Annotated in this window: 20 protein-coding genes; 13 read left to right on the top strand and 7 right to left on the bottom strand. The window is 63.7% G+C overall.

The genetic code is table 11. From position 1 onward, the window contains the following. Both BM079_RS14895 and BM079_RS14890 read right to left on the bottom strand, forming a co-directional pair. Positions 1–720: a GNAT family N-acetyltransferase gene (locus tag BM079_RS14895; protein WP_090135662.1), complete on the bottom strand. Its 720-nt coding sequence runs from the start codon at positions 718–720 to the stop codon at positions 1–3. Beyond that, entirely contained in the window at positions 717–1175 is a 459-nt protein-coding gene (locus tag BM079_RS14890; protein WP_090135660.1) for a GNAT family N-acetyltransferase, read from the bottom strand. Before BM079_RS14890 ends, BM079_RS14895 begins: the two co-directional genes overlap by 4 nt. 135 nt (positions 1176–1310) lie before the next feature. Here BM079_RS14890 and pdxR point away from each other — a divergent pair, with 135 nt between their 5' ends. After that, the gene (gene pdxR, locus BM079_RS14885; protein ID WP_090135843.1) at positions 1311–2750 is read left to right on the top strand and encodes a MocR-like pyridoxine biosynthesis transcription factor PdxR; all 1440 of its coding nucleotides are present in this window, start codon (positions 1311–1313) and stop codon (positions 2748–2750) included. Here pdxR and BM079_RS14880 read toward each other — a convergent pair. Further along, on the bottom strand, positions 2740–3711 hold the full coding sequence (locus BM079_RS14880) for an AraC family transcriptional regulator (protein ID WP_245743106.1): 972 nt from the start codon (positions 3709–3711) through the stop codon (positions 2740–2742). The two genes, pdxR and BM079_RS14880, sit on opposite strands and share 11 nt — an antisense overlap. A gap of 173 nt (positions 3712–3884) precedes the next feature. Between BM079_RS14880 and BM079_RS14875 the strand changes: the two genes are divergently transcribed. Beyond that, on the top strand, positions 3885–4943 hold the full coding sequence (locus BM079_RS14875) for an aldo/keto reductase (protein ID WP_090135841.1): 1059 nt from the start codon (positions 3885–3887) through the stop codon (positions 4941–4943). A gap of 161 nt (positions 4944–5104) precedes the next feature. Further along, a complete protein-coding gene (locus BM079_RS14870) occupies positions 5105–5374 on the top strand; it encodes a DksA/TraR family C4-type zinc finger protein (RefSeq protein WP_090135655.1) in 270 nt (89 codons plus the stop codon). 15 nt (positions 5375–5389) lie between these two features. Here the strand turns inward: BM079_RS14870 and BM079_RS16875 are convergent, their stop codons facing one another. Then, a complete protein-coding gene (locus tag BM079_RS16875) occupies positions 5390–5641 on the bottom strand; it encodes a hypothetical protein (protein ID WP_090135653.1) in 252 nt (83 codons plus the stop codon). Between the two features lie 513 nt (positions 5642–6154). On the opposite strand from BM079_RS16875, the gene BM079_RS14860 reads away from it, so the two are divergent. Together BM079_RS14860 and BM079_RS14855 are read left to right on the top strand one after the other, a co-directional pair. Beyond that, positions 6155–6367, top strand: a complete 213-nt coding sequence (locus BM079_RS14860; protein ID WP_090135651.1) for a hypothetical protein — start codon at positions 6155–6157, stop codon at positions 6365–6367. Beyond that, a complete protein-coding gene (locus BM079_RS14855) occupies positions 6360–7820 on the top strand; it encodes a sodium:solute symporter family protein (protein ID WP_090135649.1) in 1461 nt (486 codons plus the stop codon). The genes BM079_RS14860 and BM079_RS14855 overlap by 8 nt, the downstream gene beginning before the upstream one ends. Before the next feature lie 76 nt (positions 7821–7896). Here BM079_RS14855 and BM079_RS14850 read toward each other — a convergent pair whose 3' ends face one another. Together BM079_RS14850 and BM079_RS14845 are read right to left on the bottom strand one after the other, a co-directional pair. Continuing rightward, positions 7897–8577 (bottom strand): alpha/beta hydrolase, encoded by a 681-nt coding sequence (locus BM079_RS14850; protein WP_090135647.1) that lies wholly within the window; start codon positions 8575–8577, stop codon positions 7897–7899. Between the two features lie 210 nt (positions 8578–8787). Further along, entirely contained in the window at positions 8788–9453 is a 666-nt protein-coding gene (locus BM079_RS14845) for an alpha/beta hydrolase (RefSeq protein WP_090135644.1), read from the bottom strand. A 135-nt stretch (positions 9454–9588) separates the two neighbouring features. Here BM079_RS14845 and BM079_RS14840 point away from each other — a divergent pair, with 135 nt between their 5' ends. From BM079_RS14840 to BM079_RS14820, 6 genes are all read left to right on the top strand, one after another. Continuing rightward, a complete protein-coding gene (locus tag BM079_RS14840) occupies positions 9589–9885 on the top strand; it encodes a DUF4235 domain-containing protein (protein ID WP_090135642.1) in 297 nt (98 codons plus the stop codon). 137 nt (positions 9886–10022) lie between these two features. Next, positions 10023–10217 carry a hypothetical protein gene (locus tag BM079_RS16645; RefSeq protein ID WP_139215320.1) on the top strand — a complete coding sequence of 65 codons (195 nt, stop codon included), beginning with the start codon at positions 10023–10025 and terminating at the stop codon, positions 10215–10217. Then, on the top strand, positions 10214–10981 hold the full coding sequence (locus tag BM079_RS14835; protein ID WP_090135640.1) for a metal ABC transporter ATP-binding protein: 768 nt from the start codon (positions 10214–10216) through the stop codon (positions 10979–10981). Before BM079_RS16645 ends, BM079_RS14835 begins: the two co-directional genes overlap by 4 nt. Continuing rightward, positions 10978–11859 (top strand): metal ABC transporter permease, encoded by an 882-nt coding sequence (locus BM079_RS14830; protein WP_245743104.1) that lies wholly within the window; start codon positions 10978–10980, stop codon positions 11857–11859. Before BM079_RS14835 ends, BM079_RS14830 begins: the two co-directional genes overlap by 4 nt. A 47-nt stretch (positions 11860–11906) precedes the next feature. Continuing rightward, positions 11907–12893, top strand: a complete 987-nt coding sequence (locus tag BM079_RS14825; RefSeq protein ID WP_090135636.1) for a metal ABC transporter solute-binding protein, Zn/Mn family — start codon at positions 11907–11909, stop codon at positions 12891–12893. A gap of 135 nt (positions 12894–13028) precedes the next feature. Next, a complete protein-coding gene (locus BM079_RS14820) occupies positions 13029–14504 on the top strand; it encodes a protein adenylyltransferase SelO (protein WP_090135634.1) in 1476 nt (491 codons plus the stop codon). A 20-nt stretch (positions 14505–14524) separates the two neighbouring features. Here BM079_RS14820 and BM079_RS14815 read toward each other — a convergent pair whose 3' ends face one another. After that, the gene (locus BM079_RS14815; RefSeq protein WP_090135632.1) at positions 14525–15556 is read right to left on the bottom strand and encodes an oxidoreductase; all 1032 of its coding nucleotides are present in this window, start codon (positions 15554–15556) and stop codon (positions 14525–14527) included. Between the two features lie 92 nt (positions 15557–15648). Between BM079_RS14815 and BM079_RS14810 the strand changes: the two genes are divergently transcribed. Beyond that, positions 15649–16458, top strand: a complete 810-nt coding sequence (locus BM079_RS14810) for a TraX family protein (RefSeq protein WP_090135630.1) — start codon at positions 15649–15651, stop codon at positions 16456–16458. A gap of 24 nt (positions 16459–16482) precedes the next feature. After that, positions 16483–17349, top strand: a complete 867-nt coding sequence (locus tag BM079_RS14805) for a M23 family metallopeptidase (protein WP_090135628.1) — start codon at positions 16483–16485, stop codon at positions 17347–17349. Positions 17350–17372 lie beyond the last annotated feature (23 nt).

Below are 17372 nucleotides of genomic sequence, written 5' to 3'. Positions count from 1 at the left end.
CTATGCTCCCTGTGCTTCGTGTGCCGTCAGCACCGACAGCGCGACGCGCTGCCGGCCCGTATCATCGAAGTTGTCCGGCATCGGCCACTGCCTGTGCGCCCGCGCCATGGCCGGCCATTCGTGATCCAGCAGGGCATACCAGGCCGTGTCGCGGTTGCGTCCGCACACCACGCGATGCTGTCGGAAAATGCCTTCAAAACGGAACCCGAGTCGACTGGCGGCGCGTTGTGACGGCGCATTGAGTGCATCGCATTTCCACGCCACGCGGCGATAGCCCAGTGAAAAGGCGTGATCGATCAGCAGGTGCAGGGCTTTGGTGGCCATCCGGGTACGCGCCATCTGTCCGGAAAAGCTCAGGTGTCCCAGTTCAATGGTGCCGTGCTCGGGGGCAATGTCGAGCCAGGCCGCCACGCCCAGCGCTTGATCTCGCTCCAGGTTGATGAGCGCCATGAACATCGGATCGTGGGAGATGGCCCGATGCGACAGCCATTCAAGACAGCCGTCCCGGTCATCGAAGGGGCGCCCGCCGAGATAGACCCAGCGTGAAGGGGCATCCGCCTGCCAGGCGTTGAACAGTGCGTCGCCGTGTGACGTCACGTTCAGCGGTGCCACCCGGCAGTAGCGCCCGGTCAGGGTGTCATGACTGGGTGACGGCGGTGGTTGCCAGCCCGCTAACGGATGACCCACCGGGGTGTTCGCAGGCGTGAGCAGGGGCGTCATGATCCTGTCTCCGGCAGGGTCAGCGTATAGGTGTCGAAATCACCATTTTTTTGCCAGCCCAGCGATTCATACAGCGCTTTTGCGGCATCGTTGTGGGTCTGGGTGCGCAGCATCAGCGAGGGCACATTGTGCGCCCGGGCCACGTCTGCGGCGGCCTGCATCAGCGCCTGTCCAATACCGCGACCGCGCGCCTTCGGGGCCACGAACAGGTCATTGAGCAGCCAGCGCGAGGCAAGGCCCACCGTTGAGAGCAGCGGATAGAGCTGCACGAAGCCTTCCAGGCCGTGGCCGGCATCGTGAACCAGCAGATGCGAGTCGCCCTGCTCAAGACGCTTTTGAAGAAAGGCGCGGCAGGCCGCTTCATCACTGGCTTGCTGATAGAACACGCGATAGCCGTCCAGCAGTGGGGTCAAAGCCTCCAGATCCGGGAGCGTGGCGGGTCGTACAGTGGACATGAGGCCTCCGGGGTATAATGACGAATCGTCATCGTGACCGCATACTGGTTCTTCCATAAGCGCCAGTTTCGAGAAAATCAGGGGGACCGGTTGAGTCGACTTGCACGTACCGGCTGGGTGGTGGATGCGTTGACCATGCGCCTGACGCCGCAGAAAGATCAGGGGCTGAGTCAGCAGCTGTACATCGCCCTGCGCGGCTGGATCGAGTCCGGCGAACTGGCCTCTGGAGAGGCGCTGCCGTCTTCCCGGCAGCTGGCACGTGAGCTGAACATCGGTCGCAACACGGCACTGGCGGCGCTGGACCGGCTGGCGGCAGAAGGGTTTGTCGTGACACGGCCCGGCGCCGGGCTGTTCGTGGCGAGCCTGTCGCTGGCCGAGACGCGTCATGACGCGCCCGCCGCCTCTGAAAATGCGCAGCTCTCGCGGCGAGGCGATCATCTTCTGGCCGCCTGCGCCCCGTCAGGTGGTCCTCATAGCACTTTTGCGCCCGGTATCCCGGCGCTGGATCTCTTCCCGCGCGAGCAGTGGCAGCGCCTGCTGCGCCGTCATCAGCAGCGCGCCCCCGAAGCGTGGCTGGCCTATCAGGGTGACGGCGGCGTGGCGGAACTGAAAACGGCTCTGTGTGACTATCTGCGGCTGTCGCGTTCGGTGCGCTGTACGCCCGGGCAGATCCTGATTACCCAGGGGGCGCAGCAGGGTTTCGAGTTGATCGCGCGGCTGCTGGCTGACCCGGGGGATCACGCCTGGGTCGAGGAGCCCGGCTACGCCGGCGCTCAGGTCGCGTTGACGGCGGCGGGTCTGTCGCTGGTGCCGGTACCGGTGGATGCCGATGGCATCGATTTGCAGTGCGTCCCCGACGGGCCCGGCCCCAAGCTGATTTACGTGACGCCGTCGCATCAGTATCCCAGCGGCATCACGCTGACTCTGGCGCGGCGGCTGGCGCTTCTGAAGGCGGCCCGGGATCGGGGCGCCTGGATCATCGAGGACGATTACGACAGCGAGTTTCGCTACAGCTCGCCACCACTGGCCTCGCTTCAGGGGCTGGTGGATCAGGCCCCGGTCATTTATGTGGGCACTTTTAGCAAGGTGCTTTATCCGGGGCTGCGGCTTGGTTATCTGGTGCTGCCGCTGGCGCTGGTCGAGCCCTTCAGGCGCGCCAATGCCAGGTTCCATCGGGAGGGGCAGTATGTGGCGCAGGCCGCACTGGCCGAGTTTATCGATCAGGGGCATTTTTCCCGTCACGTGGCGCGTATGCGACGGGCGTATCGGTCCCGGCAGGCAGCGCTGCGCGAGGCGCTGGCGCCGGCCGTGGCACGCGGCATGACGCTCTCCGAGGGCCATGCCGGCATGCACCTGCTGGCCGGGCTGGACAGCCTCGGCCAGGAGCGGACGCTGGTCGAGGCCGGGCGCAGGCAGGGCATCGCGCTCTCGCCGCTGTCGGGGTATTTTCTGGGAGACCGGCCCGAACCCGGTCTGGTGCTGGGGTACGCCGGAAGCCCCGAGGTGGAGATCGCACGGGCCGGGGGCTGGCTGGCGCAGGCGTGGATCGACAGCGCCGCCCCGGCTAGCGGATAACGGTGCCCGCACTCATACCCTGCTCCAGCCAGCGGCGGCGATCCGCGCGCGGTGAATCCCCGAACAGGCGGCGGTATTCACGGCTGAACTGGGACGGGCTTTCGTAGCCCACCTGCCCGGCAATGGCGGTGATGTCCAGCCCGCCGCCCAGCAGCAGCCGGCGCGCCTCCTCGAGCCGCACGCGTTTTTGAAACTGCAGCGGACTCATGGCGGTCACGGCGCGGAAATGATGGTGCAGGGTGGAGACGCTCATGTGCACCTCGCGTGCCAGCGCCGTCATGCTCACCGTCTGATCAAACCGCTCGCGCAGCAGGGCCGTGGCGGCACGTACGCGACCGGCATGACTGTCGCGCAGGGCGATGCGACTCAGCGCTGCGCCTCGAGTGCCGCTCAGCAGCCGATAGAGAATCTCGCGCTGCACCATGGGCGCCAGAACGGCGATATCTTCAGGCGTTTCCAGCAGTCGCAGCAGCCGAAGCACGGCGTCCAGCAGCGGTGCTTCCAGCTGTTCGACCTGCAGGCCGTGCCCGGGGTCGTCCGTGTCCATTCGGGGCAGCGGCATCTCATGCACCAGGCGCTCGAGCAGGGCGATGTCCAGATCAAGCCGCAGCCCCAGATAGGGCCGATCCGGGGTGGCACCGTCTACACAGGCCATCACCGGGAGATTGACGGCCGACACCATGTAGTGCATCGGATCATAGGTGTGGTGGGCCTGGCCCAGCGACAGCTGCTTGTGGCCCTGAGCGATGACGCTGAAGGCGGGCGTCTGAATGACGTGCTGCGGGGGCTGCGGGGCGCTCATGCGGTTGATGGTCAGCCCGGCGATGGCCGTGGCGTGCTTGCCGTCATGGCCGTTGCTCAGACGATCGAGCCATTCGATCAGCTCGCCACGCATGGCAGCGATCGCAGCGGCAGGTGCCGGGGCAGAAGCAGGCGCTGTAGCGCAGGGCGAAGGGGGCATGACGGCGCTCATGAGGTGGCAATGCGTTTTGAGAGACTAACGCTGTGCGGATTGGCCAGCCAGTATCCGGCAGAAATGGGCAAGTATGGCGGCCTATCGTGACAGCACGGCAGGGAGGGGGCGGCCACACTATCAGGGCAGTCATACGACACGCCTTTATGGGAGAGAACAGCATGCGTTACCGCAAACTGGGCGATACCGGCCTTTTCGTTTCACAGCTCTGTCTCGGCACCATGACCTTCGGCGGTCAGGGGGACCTCTGGAGCCGCATCGGCGATCTGCGGCAGTCCGATACTGATCAATTGATGGGTCGGGCGCTGGAGGCGGGCATCAATTTCATCGATACCGCCGATGTCTATTCGCAGGGTCAGTCCGAGGTGATGACCGGTCAGGCGCTGAAAAATCTCGGTGTCAATCGCGATGACGTGGTGGTCGCCACCAAGGTGTTCGGTCCGACCGGCGGTGATCAGCCCCCCGGTGGCGCAGCGGTCAACAGCCGCGGCGCCTCGCGCTATCACATCATGGAAGGCGTCAAGGCGAGCCTGAAGCGGCTGCAGCTTGATCATATCGATCTCTATCAGATTCACGGCTTTGATCCGGCCACGCCGATCGAGGAGACGGTGCGTGCCCTGCATACGCTGGTGGAGCACGGTCATGTGCGCTATATCGGCGTCTCCAACTGGGCCGCCTGGCAGATCATGAAGGCGCAGGGGATTGCGAAACACAACGGCTGGCATCGCTTTGAGTCGCTGCAGGCCTACTACACCCTGGCCGGGCGCGACCTGGAGCGGGAGCTGATCCCCATGCTGGAAAGCGAACGCCTCGGCCTGATGGTCTGGAGCCCGCTGGCCGGTGGTCTGCTCAGCGGCAAGTATCGCCGCGACGAGAGCGGTGGCGAGGGGCGCCGCGCCAGTTTCGACTTCCCGCCGGTCGAGCGTTCGCGTGCCTTTGACTGTATCGAGGCGATGGCACCGATGGCCGAGGAGCGCGGGGTGTCGGTGGCGCGTATCGCGCTGGCCTGGCTGCTGCATCAGCCGGCGGTGACCAGCGTGATCGTCGGGGCCAAACGCCTTGAGCAGCTGGAGGACAATCTCGGCGCCATCGAGATTCAGCTGACGCCGGAGGAGCTGGCGAAGCTTGATGCCGTGAGTGCTCTGCCATCGGAATACCCCGGCTGGATGCTGGAGCGCCAGGGCGAAGCGCGTCGCGAGCAGCTGGCCGAACGCGGCTAACGCCGCATCAGAGGCTCTTGAAAGAGGGACTTTCGAAGGACTGCCGAACGGTGCGAAACCGGGCTATGCTGAGGGTCATGAGTGGCGTGGCCCGGGCCTTTATCGGCGCGGGCGCGGCACAGTCTTCAATGCCCGGTTTTTCAGCATCAGGGGGGAGTATCATGGCCGGCGGCTGGACACGAGATGGCGCAGTACAGGATCAGATCGACGACACCGTGGAAGAGGGCGTGGCCCGGGCGCGCAGCCGCCTGGTGCACCACGGCGAAAGCCTTGAATTCTGTGAGGCCTGCGAGGCGCCGATCCCCGAGCGTCGACGCGAGCTGGTGCCCGGGGTGAGACTGTGTGTGGCGTGTCAGGCCGAGGAGGATAGGCGTGCGGCGAAAGGCTCGGGCGCCAATCGCCGTGCCAGCAAGGACAGTCAGCTGCGCTGAGGGATCGCATCATCATCACGGCTCTCGGCGATCAACAACCTGAAAAACAGCGCACCATTTTGTCCATTCGCCCAGCGAGACAACGTCATTTGGCAACTCGGCCAATGCTTCTTGCGACGCTTCGACATGATAAATAGACACGCAGCAGCCGCAGCCAAGATTATCGGAGACGTGCTCGGCCGTGTCCTGCCATCGATCGAGCCATGCTTCGACAGCATTTGCTTGATCGACGGCATCGGTGTCGACAGTGATCGTGAACCTGGGCATTTGGCGGATAGATACTCCGGTTCGGCCTATAACTGACACAGCATAGGCGATCATTATCGGGGGAAAGCCCCCGTTTTTTCTGAATCCATCTCGAGCCTGACAGGTTGTCGTGGTCTGTCCCTTGAAAAGGCTTGTCGCACATGGATGGCATCAGGATGATTTCAGCGCCGCCATAGCGGGGTCAACAAGGACCATGAGCTCTGCGGACGACCTTCATATCCCCTCTCATGGAATACTTCCATCGATATTTCGCTGGAACGGCTGTTCGCCGACGCGCCATGCCCCCTGGCACCAGAGCTAGCCGAGCTGGTGCCGCTCCAGCCTGCGAGCCACATGATCGGCAGGAACGCGCTGTAGTGCGAACGGGCGGCGCGCACGACCTTGTCGAGCCCGCTGCCTTTTCTTCAGGCACTCGTCGGCCGGAAGAAAGGCGGAAATACCCCCTTTTTCTTATTTCGAACATAAGGGTGTCGCGCTATGCTGGCGCCCGATCATCGAACAAGAGGAAACGGGATGACCACGTCACGCTGGGCCGGCATCATGGCAGGGCTGATCATGATTGCCATTGTGGTGCCCTTTACGCTGCTCTCAAGGGTTCATGCCTGGTATGGCAGCTTTCTGCTATGGGCGCTCATGGGCATCGTGATCATTGCGTTCAACGCGTGGACCACGCGGCGTTTTCGGACGCTGACGCAAGACCTCGAGCAGGATGGCCCCCATGAGTGAATCCCTGATCTGGAGTGCCGTGGGACTCTATCTGGTCGCGTCGCTGATCGTGGCCTGGCGGTCACGGCAGGGGCCGGTCGCCAGCATGGCCGATTATTTTCTGGGCAGCCGCCAGATGGGCGGGGTGGTGTCAGCGCTGAGCTACAGTGCCACCACCTATAGCGCCTTCATGATGGTAGGGCTGGCCGGGCTGACCTATGCCGGGGGCGTAGGCGCCTTCGGTTTCGAGATTCTCTATTTTGCCGGGGTGTCGCTGGTGGCGATTTTCGGGCCGCGTTTCTGGGCGGTCGGCCGCCATTTCGGCTTTGTTACACCGTCGGAAATGCTCGGGCATCGCTATGAAAGCCGCTGGGTGGCAAGGGCGATGGTCCTGACCAGCTGTCTTTTTCTGATTCCCTATGCCGCCGTCCAGTTGGCCGGCGTAGGTTATCTGCTTTCCGGCATGAGCGGTGGAGCGGTGTCGTTTACGACCGGCGTGGTGGTGGCCACGGTGCTGGCGATTCTCTTTTCACGGATCGCAGGCATGCGCTCGGTGGCCTGGACCGATTCACTGCAGGCCCTGTTCATGATTGTGGCCTCGACGCTGGTGGCGCTTTTGGTGGTCCATGAGCTGGGTGGGTTTGGGGCGCTGTTCGACCGGCTGGCCCTTGAGCATCCGCAGGCGCTGGTCGTGCCGGGCAACGGGGTGTTCAACCTGATCAATTTTCTGGGGCTGACCCTGCCCTGGTTCTTTTTCAGCCTGTCCAACCCGCAGGTCAGCCAGCGCCTGTTCATGCCGAAGGACCTGGGGGCCATGCGGCGCATGCTGCTCGGTTTTCTGGTGTTCGGTTTTATCTACACGCTGGTGTCGGTGCTGTGGGGGTTTTCGGCACTGGTGGCCTTCCCCGCGCTTGAAAGCGCCGATCTGGCCACCCCGACGCTTCTGGCATCAACCCATGTACCGCCGGTACTCGGTGTGATCGTGATGGTGGGGATTCTGGCGGCGGCCGTGTCGACCATTGATTCCATCATGCTGACACTGGCCTCGATGCTGGCCCGTGATCTTCGAGCGACCTCAAGGGATGCTGACGGTGAGCAGAGACAGCTGCGGCTGGGCAAATGGGTCATGCCGGTGATCGCGCTGGTGGCGCTCGGCTTTGCCGAGCTGCGTCTTGATCTGATCGCGGTGCTGTCGGTGGCTTCCTCGGCAGGGCTGGTGGTGGCCGTGCCGGCGATCGTGGGGGCCTTTTTCTGGCGTCGTGGCACGGCCCTCGGTGCACTGATCAGCATCCTGGGCGCCGGGGGGCTGGTGCTGGCCAGCTTCATGACCGGTATCCGACCAATGGGCCTGCCTCCCGGAATCTGGGGGCTGCCGGTGGCAGCGGTGCTTTATATCGCGGCCAGCCTTGTCAGCCGCCCGCCACAGCAGGCCGATCGATTCATGCAGGTGGCTGCCGGCCGACAGCCGGGCTGAGTCCGGAAATGAAAGCGCCGCCTCAAGGGCGGCGCTGTCGATCGAGGCCATCGCGCCACCCACTGGGCGGTGCGAATCAGGCGACCAGACGGGTCCGGATCAGACGCGTGACCAGCCAGGCGCGCAGCTGGGAAAGCTCATCGGCGCAGAACTCGTTGCCCATGGCATGGGCGTGATAGTCGACGCTGTAGCCCATGCGGGTGAACTCACCGGCGCGCTGGCGGGCCGAAGCCTCGCTCACGATCGGGTCCTGACGGCCGTGATGCATGGTGATCAGAAGATGCCGGTTGGCGTCATGGGTGGCCGAGGGCAGCGTGCCCAGCGCGGTGGAGAGCATCATCAGTCCGCCCAGTCCCTTGCGATAGCCCAGCGCGACGTGAGCGGCGATATCGGCGCCCTGACCGAACCCGCCCAGGATGATGCGGCTGGCATCGATACCATCGGCCAGTGCGCTGTCGATGCGCATTTCGACCTGACGTACGGCATCCATCATCTGCTGCTGCGCGTGACTGCCGGCGATGTCTCCAGGCGCGGCGTCATACCAGGCGCTGGCCTTTTCTCCCTGACGGCACTCCAGCTGGCGCACCGGCGCACCAGGCAGCACGAAGCGCACATTGCTGCTGTCCGGCAGGGCGAGCGCATGGAACAGCGGTTCGAAGTCATAGCCGCTGCCGCCCTGACCGTGCAGGAAGATAACGCAGGCATCCGCCGGACGGTTGCTGGCGGGCTCGATGATCGATGACTGTGCAAAGGACATGGCGACACCTTGAGACGATGGAAGCGATGTCCCAAGCGTGACGCCGGAGCGATCTCATGTCCGTGCCGTAAAAGGCGATCAGCCCCGTCGTTGCCGTGTTTAAGCGCCCCGGCATGGCAGGTATGACCTCTTTCATTCTGCGGATGAGGGGATGGCTCGCGCCGTGAATGACTGTGGTTTAAAAGGCTCATACCGGCGACATGGCAGGGCCTATTCCCCGAGTCGTTCGATCAGCCACTCACGAATGGCGGGGATCTGATCAGCGCTGATGGTGTGCGCCATCGGCCAGGTACGGTATTCAACGTCATAGCCCATGTCGGTGAGGCGTTCGGCGGCGCGGCGACCAAGCGTTTCATCCACGATCGGGTCCTGGGTGCCGTGATGAATTTCGATCGACGTGCCCTGGTTGGCGTCATCCGCCTTGATGCTGTCGGCCGTGGCAAAGTAGGTCGACATGGCCAGCACGCCGGCCAGCGGTTCTGGATAGGTCAGGGCGGCTTCATAGGCGACGGCGCCGCCCTGGGAGAAACCGGCCAGCACGATGCGGCGGCTGTCGATGCCGCTGGCGATCTGCTCATCGATCAATTGATGAATGCGCTGTGCCGAGGCCTTGAGCTGGGCTTCATCAATTTCGCGCTCCAGCGCCATGCTGGTAATGTCATACCAGGCCGGCATGGTCATGCCGTTGTTGACGGTGACCGGCAGCACCGGAGCGTGGGGCGAGACAAAGCGCACCGCAAGATCATCGGGCAGCGACAGCGCCGGAATGAGCGGGTCAAAATCGTGGGCGCTGGCGCCCAGACCGTGCAGGATAATGACCACGGCGGTGGCTGACGTTTGCTCGGGTTCGACAATCACGGGAGGCTGTTCGGTCATGAAGTGTCCTTTGGCGGTATGAAAGATCACCGGATGGTGCGCGAGAGCAGCGGGGCTGTCCATGGGCACTGGTGGGGCCGAGCGCGATCGGCCAGGCTTGAAGGGTTTTCTTGATCACTTGAACGGGATACTGCCATGAAATCTCAAACCCTCTGGACCCTCGTCGGCACCGCCACGGCGGCGGCGACCGGTATCGCCATGCGTCAGGCAATGAAAAAGACCTTTCGTCACGGCGTGTTCGAGCCGCCCGTCAATCCCGATCGCGATGATGTCGAGTGGCGTCAGGCGATCCTTTGGGGGGCGGCCAGCGGCATGGCGGTGGGCGCCGCGCGCATCGTGGGCTGGAAAGTGGCCTCGGCCGGCATGCGTCGCACGCGCCGCTCACGGCGTGGACAGCGGTTGCTGGCACGGATCGAAGACCAGGATCATTGAACGTTGCCTGGCAGCATCAGACGATAGCGGGATGCTGCGTGATTGCGCTGGCGCGGACCACGTGTGATGATACTTTATAACATCCCGGGTGTCGGGCAGTCGTTTGCCCGGCACTGTTATCGTCATGGAATCACATCGTGTCTCGTCAACTCTCTCATCACTCCTCTACCAGGGATGATTCGCCAAACGCTTCGCGCGTGCGCGATGACAATGTCATCAACCGCTGCCGACGCTCGGTACTGGCCTCGTCGGTCGGCTGGCGACTGCTGCTTGCAGCAGTCGGACTGGTCGGACTCTGGTCCATGGTGCACTGGGCGGTGGCCGTCCCATGAGCTGTCCTGACCTCAAGGGTGCGCCCATCCATCTTGATAATCTGACGGTCACCTACCAGCGCCATCCGGCCGTCCATCATGTCACCGGCAGTTTCGAGGCCGGCAGCCTTACCGCCATCATCGGTCCCAATGGGGCCGGCAAGTCGACCCTGATCAAGGCGCTGACCGGCAATATGGCCGCCTCCGAGGGCCGCATCGACCGCGCCGGCATGTCGGCCAGCCGCTATGGCTATCTGCCCCAGGCCGCCGAGGTCGACCGCAGTTTCCCCCTGAGCGTATTTGATACCGTTGCCATGGGCGACTGGCATCGTCTTGGCATTTTTGGCGGCATGAAGCGTCAGGATGTGGACCGGGCCTTGGATGCCCTCGACAAGGTCGGGCTTTCCGGCTTCGAGGAGCGTCGCATCAGCGAGCTCTCCTCGGGGCAGTTTCAGCGCGTGCTGTTTGCCCGGCTGCTGCTGCAGGACGCTCCGGTCATTTTGCTGGATGAACCCTTCAACGCCATTGATGAGCGCACCACCCGCGACCTGCTGGCCCTGATCCGCCACTGGCACGAACACGGTCGCACCGTGATTGCCGTGCTGCACGACATGTCCCAGGTGCGTCAGTGCTTTCCGCAGACGCTTTTGATGGCGCGCGAGGCGATCGCCTGGGGGGCGACCGATGAGGTGCTGCAGCCCCATAACCTGCGCCGGGCCAACATGATGGAAGAGTCCTGGCGTGAAGATGCCCATACCTGTGAAATACACGAGGAGCAGGCATGAGCCTTGTAACCATGGCCTATGACGCCACGCTGGCGCCCTTCGTGGAGTTCGGTTTCATGCGTCGGGCGCTGGTCGCCTGCATGGCGCTGGGGCTGGGCTCCGGGCCGGTGGGTGTCCTTTTGATGCTCAGACGCATGAGTCTGGTGGGCGATGCCATGAGCCACGCCGTACTGCCGGGGGCTGCGGTCGGCTTTCTGGTCGCCGGGCTGTCACTGCCGGCGATGGGACTGGGCGGTCTGGTCGTAGGGCTGGCGGTGGCACTGCTGTCGGGACTGGTCAGTCGTACGACTGCGGTGCGCGAGGACGCCAGCTTTGCCAGTTTCTATCTCACCTCACTCGCTGCGGGGGTGTTGATCGTATCGCTCAAGGGCTCGAGCGTGGACCTTTTACACGTGCTTTTTGGCACCATTCTTGCCATCGACCAGAACGCGCTCTATCTGATCGCCGGCATCTCGTCGCTGACGCTGGTGCTGCTGGCCCTGATCTACCGGCCGCTGGTCATGGAGTGTTTTGACCCCGGGTTCCTGCGCGCCGTTGGCGGGCGCGGCCATCTCTATCACGTGCTCTTTTTGCTGCTGGTGGTGCTCAACCTGGTGGCGGGCTTTCAGTCGCTTGGCACCCTGATGGCGGTAGGGCTGATGATGCTGCCGGCGGTGGCGGCACGCTTCTGGGCGGTGAGCCTGCCGGGCATGATGTTCAGTGCCATGCTGGTGGCGTTTCTGGCCGGCATCGTCGGACTCAATATCTCCTTTCATACCGGCGTGGCGTCGGGGCCGACCATTGTGCTCTCGGCCAGCGGGATTTATCTGCTGTCGTTTCTTTTCGGGCGGCTGGGCATCGTGCGCCAGCGCCTGTCACGGCCGCATCTGGCCGGCTAGGCCGTGGCTTTTGGACCAGGATTTCTACTGACAAACGGAGAGCATGCATGAAGATCAGAGTCTGGTGGGCGGGTGCTGCAATGCTGGCCCTGTCACCGCTGTCGGCCGCCGTAGCCCAGGCCGCGGACGTCAAGGCAGTGGCAACCTTTACCGTGCTGGCCGATGTGGTCAGTGAAGTGGGCGGTGACCGGGTCGAGGTATCGAGTCTGATCGGCCCCAACGGTGACCCGCATGCCTATGAGCCGACCCCGAACGACGTGCGCCGGGTGCGTGACGCGGATGTGGTCTTCATGAGCGGGCTGGGCCTTGAGGGCTGGATGGATCGCCTGATTGCGACCTCCGGCTTCAAGGGGCAGCCCGTGGTGGTCTCGGAGCACATCCATACCCGTGAAATGGAGGAAGAAGACCACGATCACGGCCATGACGCGGACGATCACGATCATGGTGACCATGACCATGACCATGACCATGACGATGGCGGCCATCACCACCATCATGACGGTCCCGACCCGCACGTCTGGAACAGCCCGGCCAATGTCGAGGTATGGGTCGACAACATCGTGGCGGCGCTGTCGAAGGCAGACCCGGCAGGCGCCGATGAATATCGCGCCAATGGCGATGCCTACAAGCAGGAACTCGAATCGCTGGATGAGTACGCCAGAACGCAGATCGAGGCCATTCCCGAGGATCGGCGCAAGATCCTGACCTCACATGACGCCTTTGGCTATTTCGGCGACCGCTACGGTGTCACCTTCCTGGCCCCGCTGGGCATGACCACCGACAGCGAAGCCTCGGCGAAGGATGTGGCAGGGCTCATCACCCAGATGAAGGAGGAGCACATCAAAAGCTACTTCTTTGAAAACTCCAACGATCCGCGGCTGGTCGAGCAGATTGCCAGTGCGGCGGGGGCTCAGCCCGGTGGCGAGCTGTATGTGGAGTCACTCTCGAAGCCCGACGGCCCGGCGGCGACCTATGCCGACATGTTCCGTTTCAACGTCGATCAAATGGTGAAAGCCATGAAGCAAAACGATTGATGTGACACGCCACTGACGGCTTTTCCAGGGCCCGGCCTCGTTAGTGAGTGCCGGGCCCTTGCGTCTGTGATGTTCTACCCTTGTCATCCGGACGGATCATTTCATCAATGCGCAGCATCTGCTGCTGGAGTCACCATGTTTCCGACCTTTACGCTTCGCTATTCGAAGCTTCCCGCCCACTTTTTCGAGCCCTTTACCCCCGTCACCGTCGAGAAGCCGGAGCTGGTCGCCTTCAACCGACCGCTGGCCGAAACGCTCGGTTTTGAAGTCGCCGCCTTTGATGAGCGCCAGGCAACTGACTGGTTTTCCGGCAACGATCTGCCACCCGGCGCTGACCCGGTCGCGCAGGCCTACGCCGGACATCAGTTCGGCGGTTTTTCCCCGCGACTGGGCGATGGTCGGGCGGTCCTGCTGGGTGAGGTGACGGATCGTGACGGGCGATTGCGTGATATCCAGCTCAAGGGCGCAGGATGTACGCCCTTTTCGCGCGGTGGAGACGGCCGGGCGCCGCTGGGGCCGGTGCTGCGCGAGTATCTGGTCAGCGAGGCGATGCATGCCATGGGCATCCCGACCACCCGGGCACTGGCGGCGGTGACCACCGGCGAGCGGGTCATGCGGCGCATGCCCGAACCCGGCGCGGTGCTGACGCGGGTGGCTTCCAGCCATATCCGGGTGGGCACCTTTCAGTACTTCGGATCACGTCATGATGGCGAGTCCGTCAGGACGCTGGCCGATCATGTGATCGAGCGTCACTATCCCGAGCTGCTCGAGATCGAAGAGCAAAACCGCTATCTGAATCTTTTGAAGGCGATCCAGCAGCGCCAGGCCGAGCTGGTGGCACGCTGGATGGGCGTGGGCTTCATTCACGGTGTGATGAACACCGACAACACCTCGATTGCCGGCGAGACCATCGATTTTGGCCCTTGTGCCTTCATGGAGCGTTATGACCCGAAGACCGTGTTCAGCTCGATCGATACCGGCGGGCGCTATGCCTATGTCAATCAGCCGGTGATACTGCAGTGGAACATGGCGCGGCTGGCCGAGGCGATGCTGCCCCTCTTTGACAGTGACGAGCAGCGCGCTATTGAACGCGCCACCGAGGTGGTACAGGGCTTCTCCGAGCAGTATCTCGATGCCTGGCTTGGGGTCATGCGACAAAAGCTCGGTCTGGTGCAGGAAGAGGACAGTGATCAGGAACTGATCGAGGCGCTGCAGGAGGCGATGCGTGTCGGACGTGCCGACTTCACCCTGACCTTTCGCCAGCTCGGCGAGTGCGCCCGTAGCGAGGCCGGTGACGACGCCCTGCTGGCACTGTTCGAGCAGGACGGTGATATCCGCGCGTGGTTGCCGCAATGGCGCGCGCGTCTGGCGCGCGAGGGACGCGACGGCGAGGAAGTCGGACGTGACATGCACAAGGTCAATCCGCTCTATATTCCCCGCAACCACCGCGTTGAGCAGGCCCTGAGCGCCGCCGCCGAGGGTAACTTCGAGCCCTTCGAGACGCTGCGCGAGATGCTCGCAGACCCGTTCGAGGTGCAACCCGGCCGGGAAGCCTGGACGCTGCCGGCCGGGCCTGATGAGGCCGTATTTCGCACCTTCTGCGGCACCTGACGCCAGGGCGTGTCGGGCCGCTAGAACTCAACCTCGCGTCCGGTGGCGCTACTTTCGTGCGCGGCGTCGATCACGCGCATGACGTCAAGCGCCTGCTCGGGCGTTACGGCAAGGTCTGCGTCACCGTGCAGATGCGCGACGATGTTGGCGTAGTAGGCGCGATACTCGCCTTGAGCGTTATCGATAGATTCGCTGTCGCCGGTTTCACCATGATAAAGCGTGCCACGGACCGGGTCCTCGCCCCAGCCGGGCTGGCCCGGGGTGCCGCCGTCGCGCAGGGTCTGCTCCTGGGTGTCGATGCCGTGCTTGATGTATGAGGCGCGGGTGCCGTCGATGGCGTAGCGCAGAGAATCATGAGCGCTCAGGGCGTGGCTCGAGAGCACGACCCGATGGTGGTCATAGCGCAGCAGCACGTGGAAATAATCCACTGCGCCGCCACCCGGTCTGAGCGTTGCCAGGTCGGCGTAAACGCCCCGCGGCGTGCCAAACAGCGTCAACGCCTGATCGGCCAGATGCGAGCCCAGGTCATACCAGCCGCCGCTGCCGGGGCCGGGGCGTTCGCGCCAGCGATCGCGCACTTCGGGGCGAAAGCGGTCAAAATGCAGATGGCTACGGGTGGGGTGTCCCAGGCGGCCGGCGTCCAGAAGTCCCTTGAGGGTGAGGAAATCGGCGTCCCAGCGGCGGTTTTGAAAGACGCTGACCATGCGTTTTACGCGCCGGGCGGTGTCGATAATGCGTTCCAGTTCAGCCCGGTCAAGCGTGGCCGGCTTGTCGATCACCACGTGCTTGCCGGCTTCAAGGGCGGCCAGCGCCAGCTCGGCGTGGGTATCGTTGGGCGTGGCAATCACGATCAGATCGACCTCGGGGTCCTTCAGAGCCTGTTCGGCTTCCGGGTAGACCTTGATATCAGGCAGGTCGGCATGAACGTCATCCGGGCGGCTGGAGACCACGCCCCTGAGGGTCAGGCCGTCGGTATGGCGAATCAGCGGCGCATGAAAAACGCGTCCGACCAGCCCAAAGCCGATTATCACAGTGTTGAGGGGGGAGTACATGAACGGCCTCCGTATCATTAAGTGGACTTGCGCCGCGCCCGCCGCGGCTTATGGTGTAACCTTCGCCAAAGTGATCTGACGACGGAGCGCGCATGACCGATATAACCGCCGGGGCCGCGGCACCCGCCTCGAGAGCTGCCCGGTCCCGATGGACGGACTGGGGCAAGTGGCTGGCCCTGATCTCGATGACCGTGGACCACGTGGTGCGCTATGCGCTCTCCAACGAGCTCTCCTGGCAGTTCAGCTGGGCCAGTTCCACCATCGGGCGAGTGGCCTTTCCGCTGTTTGCGGCCATGGTGGCCTGGCATGGACTGTTTGATACCCGCAACCCCATGCGCTACGCGCGGCGCATCCTGATCATCGGTCTGATCGCCCAGCTACCCTATATGCTGATGCCGCGTTACTCCAGCGTGCTGGTGATCAATGTCTGTTTTACGCTGGCCTTCGGACTGGTGTGGGGCGCCTGGCTGCGACAGCTGCTGGTGTCACCGCCCATGGAAATGCGCGCCCGGGTGGTCAGCGCCGCTGTTGTGGCGCTGTCCATTGTCGCCTGGTACACGGCAGGTCCCCTGCTGGAATACGGTCGCTTCGGCATTCTGATGGTGCCGGGTTTCATGCTGGCCATGGCGGCCTATCAGCGCTTTGATCACGGTGTGATGCGCATCTGGGCCTGGCTTGCCGGTGTGCCGATTCTCTGGATCACGGCCCAGCTCAACATCTATACGATCAGCAAGAGCGTGGCGTTTTCGACCACGCTGGTGGTGCTGGTGCTCGCCGCGGGACTGGCGCGCTTTATCCCGGGCGTGGTGCGCATGCCGCGCTGGCTGTGGCTGGCCTGGTATCCGGGCCATCTGACCGTGATCGCCCTGATCGTCTATCTCCCCTATCTACTGCCCACCTGATCATCTGCCGAGAGTGAGTGACCCATGTTTTTTGATGCCACAATATCGATCGCCGGCCTGCGTCGCGTGTTGTCCGGACTGTTGCCGGCCCTGATGCTTGCCGGGACGCTGATGAGCGGCCCTGCTGCGGCTGAACGCCAGGTACCGATTGTCTTTCCCGAGCATGTCCAGCAGGGGAGCATGGTGATCGGTCGGGTGCCGCCCGGCAGTCAGGTAGTGCATGCCGGCCGCACGCTGGGCGTCACCGACTACGGCACGGTGGTGTTCGGGATCGGCCGTGATGCCACGGGCAACAGCGAGGTCAGCGTCACACCGCCGGGTGAGCCGGCGCGCACGGTTGATATCCGGGTAACGCCGCGGGATTTCCCTGTCGAGCGCATTAACGGTGTGCCGCCGAAAACCGTGTCGCCGCCGCCAGAAATCGCCGAGCGCATTCGTCGCGAGCAGGCCGGGGTCAGCCAGGCGCGCACCCGCGATGAGCGCATCACCGATTTCACCGAGGACTTTATATGGCCGGTGAAGGGACGCATCAGCGGACGCTTCGGCAATCAGCGCATTTACAACGGCACGCCGGGCTCGGCGCATTCGGGCATGGATATCGCGGCGGCGACCGGGACGCCGGTCAAGGCGCCGGCCGGCGGGATCGTGACCTTTGCCAATCCGGATCTGTATCTGACCGGCGGGACGGTGCTGATCGATCATGGCTACGGCATCAGCTCCAACTTTCTGCATCTGTCAAAGCTGGATGTGAAGGTGGGCGATCGCGTGGCGCAGGGCGATGTGATTGGCGAGGTCGGCGCGACGGGCCGCGCCACCGGCCCGCATCTGCACTGGGGCATGAACTGGTTTGATACCCGTATCGATCCGCTGCTGGTGCTGGAGCGCCAATAGCGCCCCAAAAGGGCGCCAGGACG

The organism is Kushneria avicenniae, assembly GCF_900112585.1.
Taxonomy (GTDB): Bacteria; Pseudomonadota; Gammaproteobacteria; order Pseudomonadales; family Halomonadaceae; genus Kushneria; species Kushneria avicenniae.
The sequence above is the reverse complement of the archived record's forward strand: the minus strand, read 5'-3'. Positions and strand labels throughout refer to the sequence as shown.

What these genes read in the sequence shown, in the direction of transcription:
- BM079_RS14895 (WP_090135662.1), bottom strand. Translation starts at nt 720, where the DNA reads ATGACGCCCCTGCTCACGCCTGCGAACACCCCGGTGGGTCATCCGTTA.
- BM079_RS14890 (WP_090135660.1), bottom strand. Translation starts at nt 1,175, where the DNA reads ATGTCCACTGTACGACCCGCCACGCTCCCGGATCTGGAGGCTTTGACC.
- pdxR (WP_090135843.1), top strand. Translation starts at nt 1,311, where the DNA reads ATGCGCCTGACGCCGCAGAAAGATCAGGGGCTGAGTCAGCAGCTGTAC.
- BM079_RS14880 (WP_245743106.1), bottom strand. Translation starts at nt 3,711, where the DNA reads ATGCCCCCTTCGCCCTGCGCTACAGCGCCTGCTTCTGCCCCGGCACCT.
- BM079_RS14875 (WP_090135841.1), top strand. Translation starts at nt 3,885, where the DNA reads ATGCGTTACCGCAAACTGGGCGATACCGGCCTTTTCGTTTCACAGCTC.
- BM079_RS14870 (WP_090135655.1), top strand. Translation starts at nt 5,105, where the DNA reads ATGGCCGGCGGCTGGACACGAGATGGCGCAGTACAGGATCAGATCGAC.
- BM079_RS16875 (WP_090135653.1), bottom strand. Translation starts at nt 5,641, where the DNA reads ATGCCCAGGTTCACGATCACTGTCGACACCGATGCCGTCGATCAAGCA.
- BM079_RS14860 (WP_090135651.1), top strand. Translation starts at nt 6,155, where the DNA reads ATGACCACGTCACGCTGGGCCGGCATCATGGCAGGGCTGATCATGATT.
- BM079_RS14855 (WP_090135649.1), top strand. Translation starts at nt 6,360, where the DNA reads ATGAGTGAATCCCTGATCTGGAGTGCCGTGGGACTCTATCTGGTCGCG.
- BM079_RS14850 (WP_090135647.1), bottom strand. Translation starts at nt 8,577, where the DNA reads ATGTCCTTTGCACAGTCATCGATCATCGAGCCCGCCAGCAACCGTCCG.
- BM079_RS14845 (WP_090135644.1), bottom strand. Translation starts at nt 9,453, where the DNA reads ATGACCGAACAGCCTCCCGTGATTGTCGAACCCGAGCAAACGTCAGCC.
- BM079_RS14840 (WP_090135642.1), top strand. Translation starts at nt 9,589, where the DNA reads ATGAAATCTCAAACCCTCTGGACCCTCGTCGGCACCGCCACGGCGGCG.
- BM079_RS14835 (WP_090135640.1), top strand. Translation starts at nt 10,214, where the DNA reads ATGAGCTGTCCTGACCTCAAGGGTGCGCCCATCCATCTTGATAATCTG.
- BM079_RS14830 (WP_245743104.1), top strand. Translation starts at nt 10,978, where the DNA reads ATGAGCCTTGTAACCATGGCCTATGACGCCACGCTGGCGCCCTTCGTG.
- BM079_RS14825 (WP_090135636.1), top strand. Translation starts at nt 11,907, where the DNA reads ATGAAGATCAGAGTCTGGTGGGCGGGTGCTGCAATGCTGGCCCTGTCA.
- BM079_RS14820 (WP_090135634.1), top strand. Translation starts at nt 13,029, where the DNA reads ATGTTTCCGACCTTTACGCTTCGCTATTCGAAGCTTCCCGCCCACTTT.
- BM079_RS14815 (WP_090135632.1), bottom strand. Translation starts at nt 15,556, where the DNA reads ATGTACTCCCCCCTCAACACTGTGATAATCGGCTTTGGGCTGGTCGGA.
- BM079_RS14810 (WP_090135630.1), top strand. Translation starts at nt 15,649, where the DNA reads ATGACCGATATAACCGCCGGGGCCGCGGCACCCGCCTCGAGAGCTGCC.
- BM079_RS14805 (WP_090135628.1), top strand. Translation starts at nt 16,483, where the DNA reads ATGTTTTTTGATGCCACAATATCGATCGCCGGCCTGCGTCGCGTGTTG.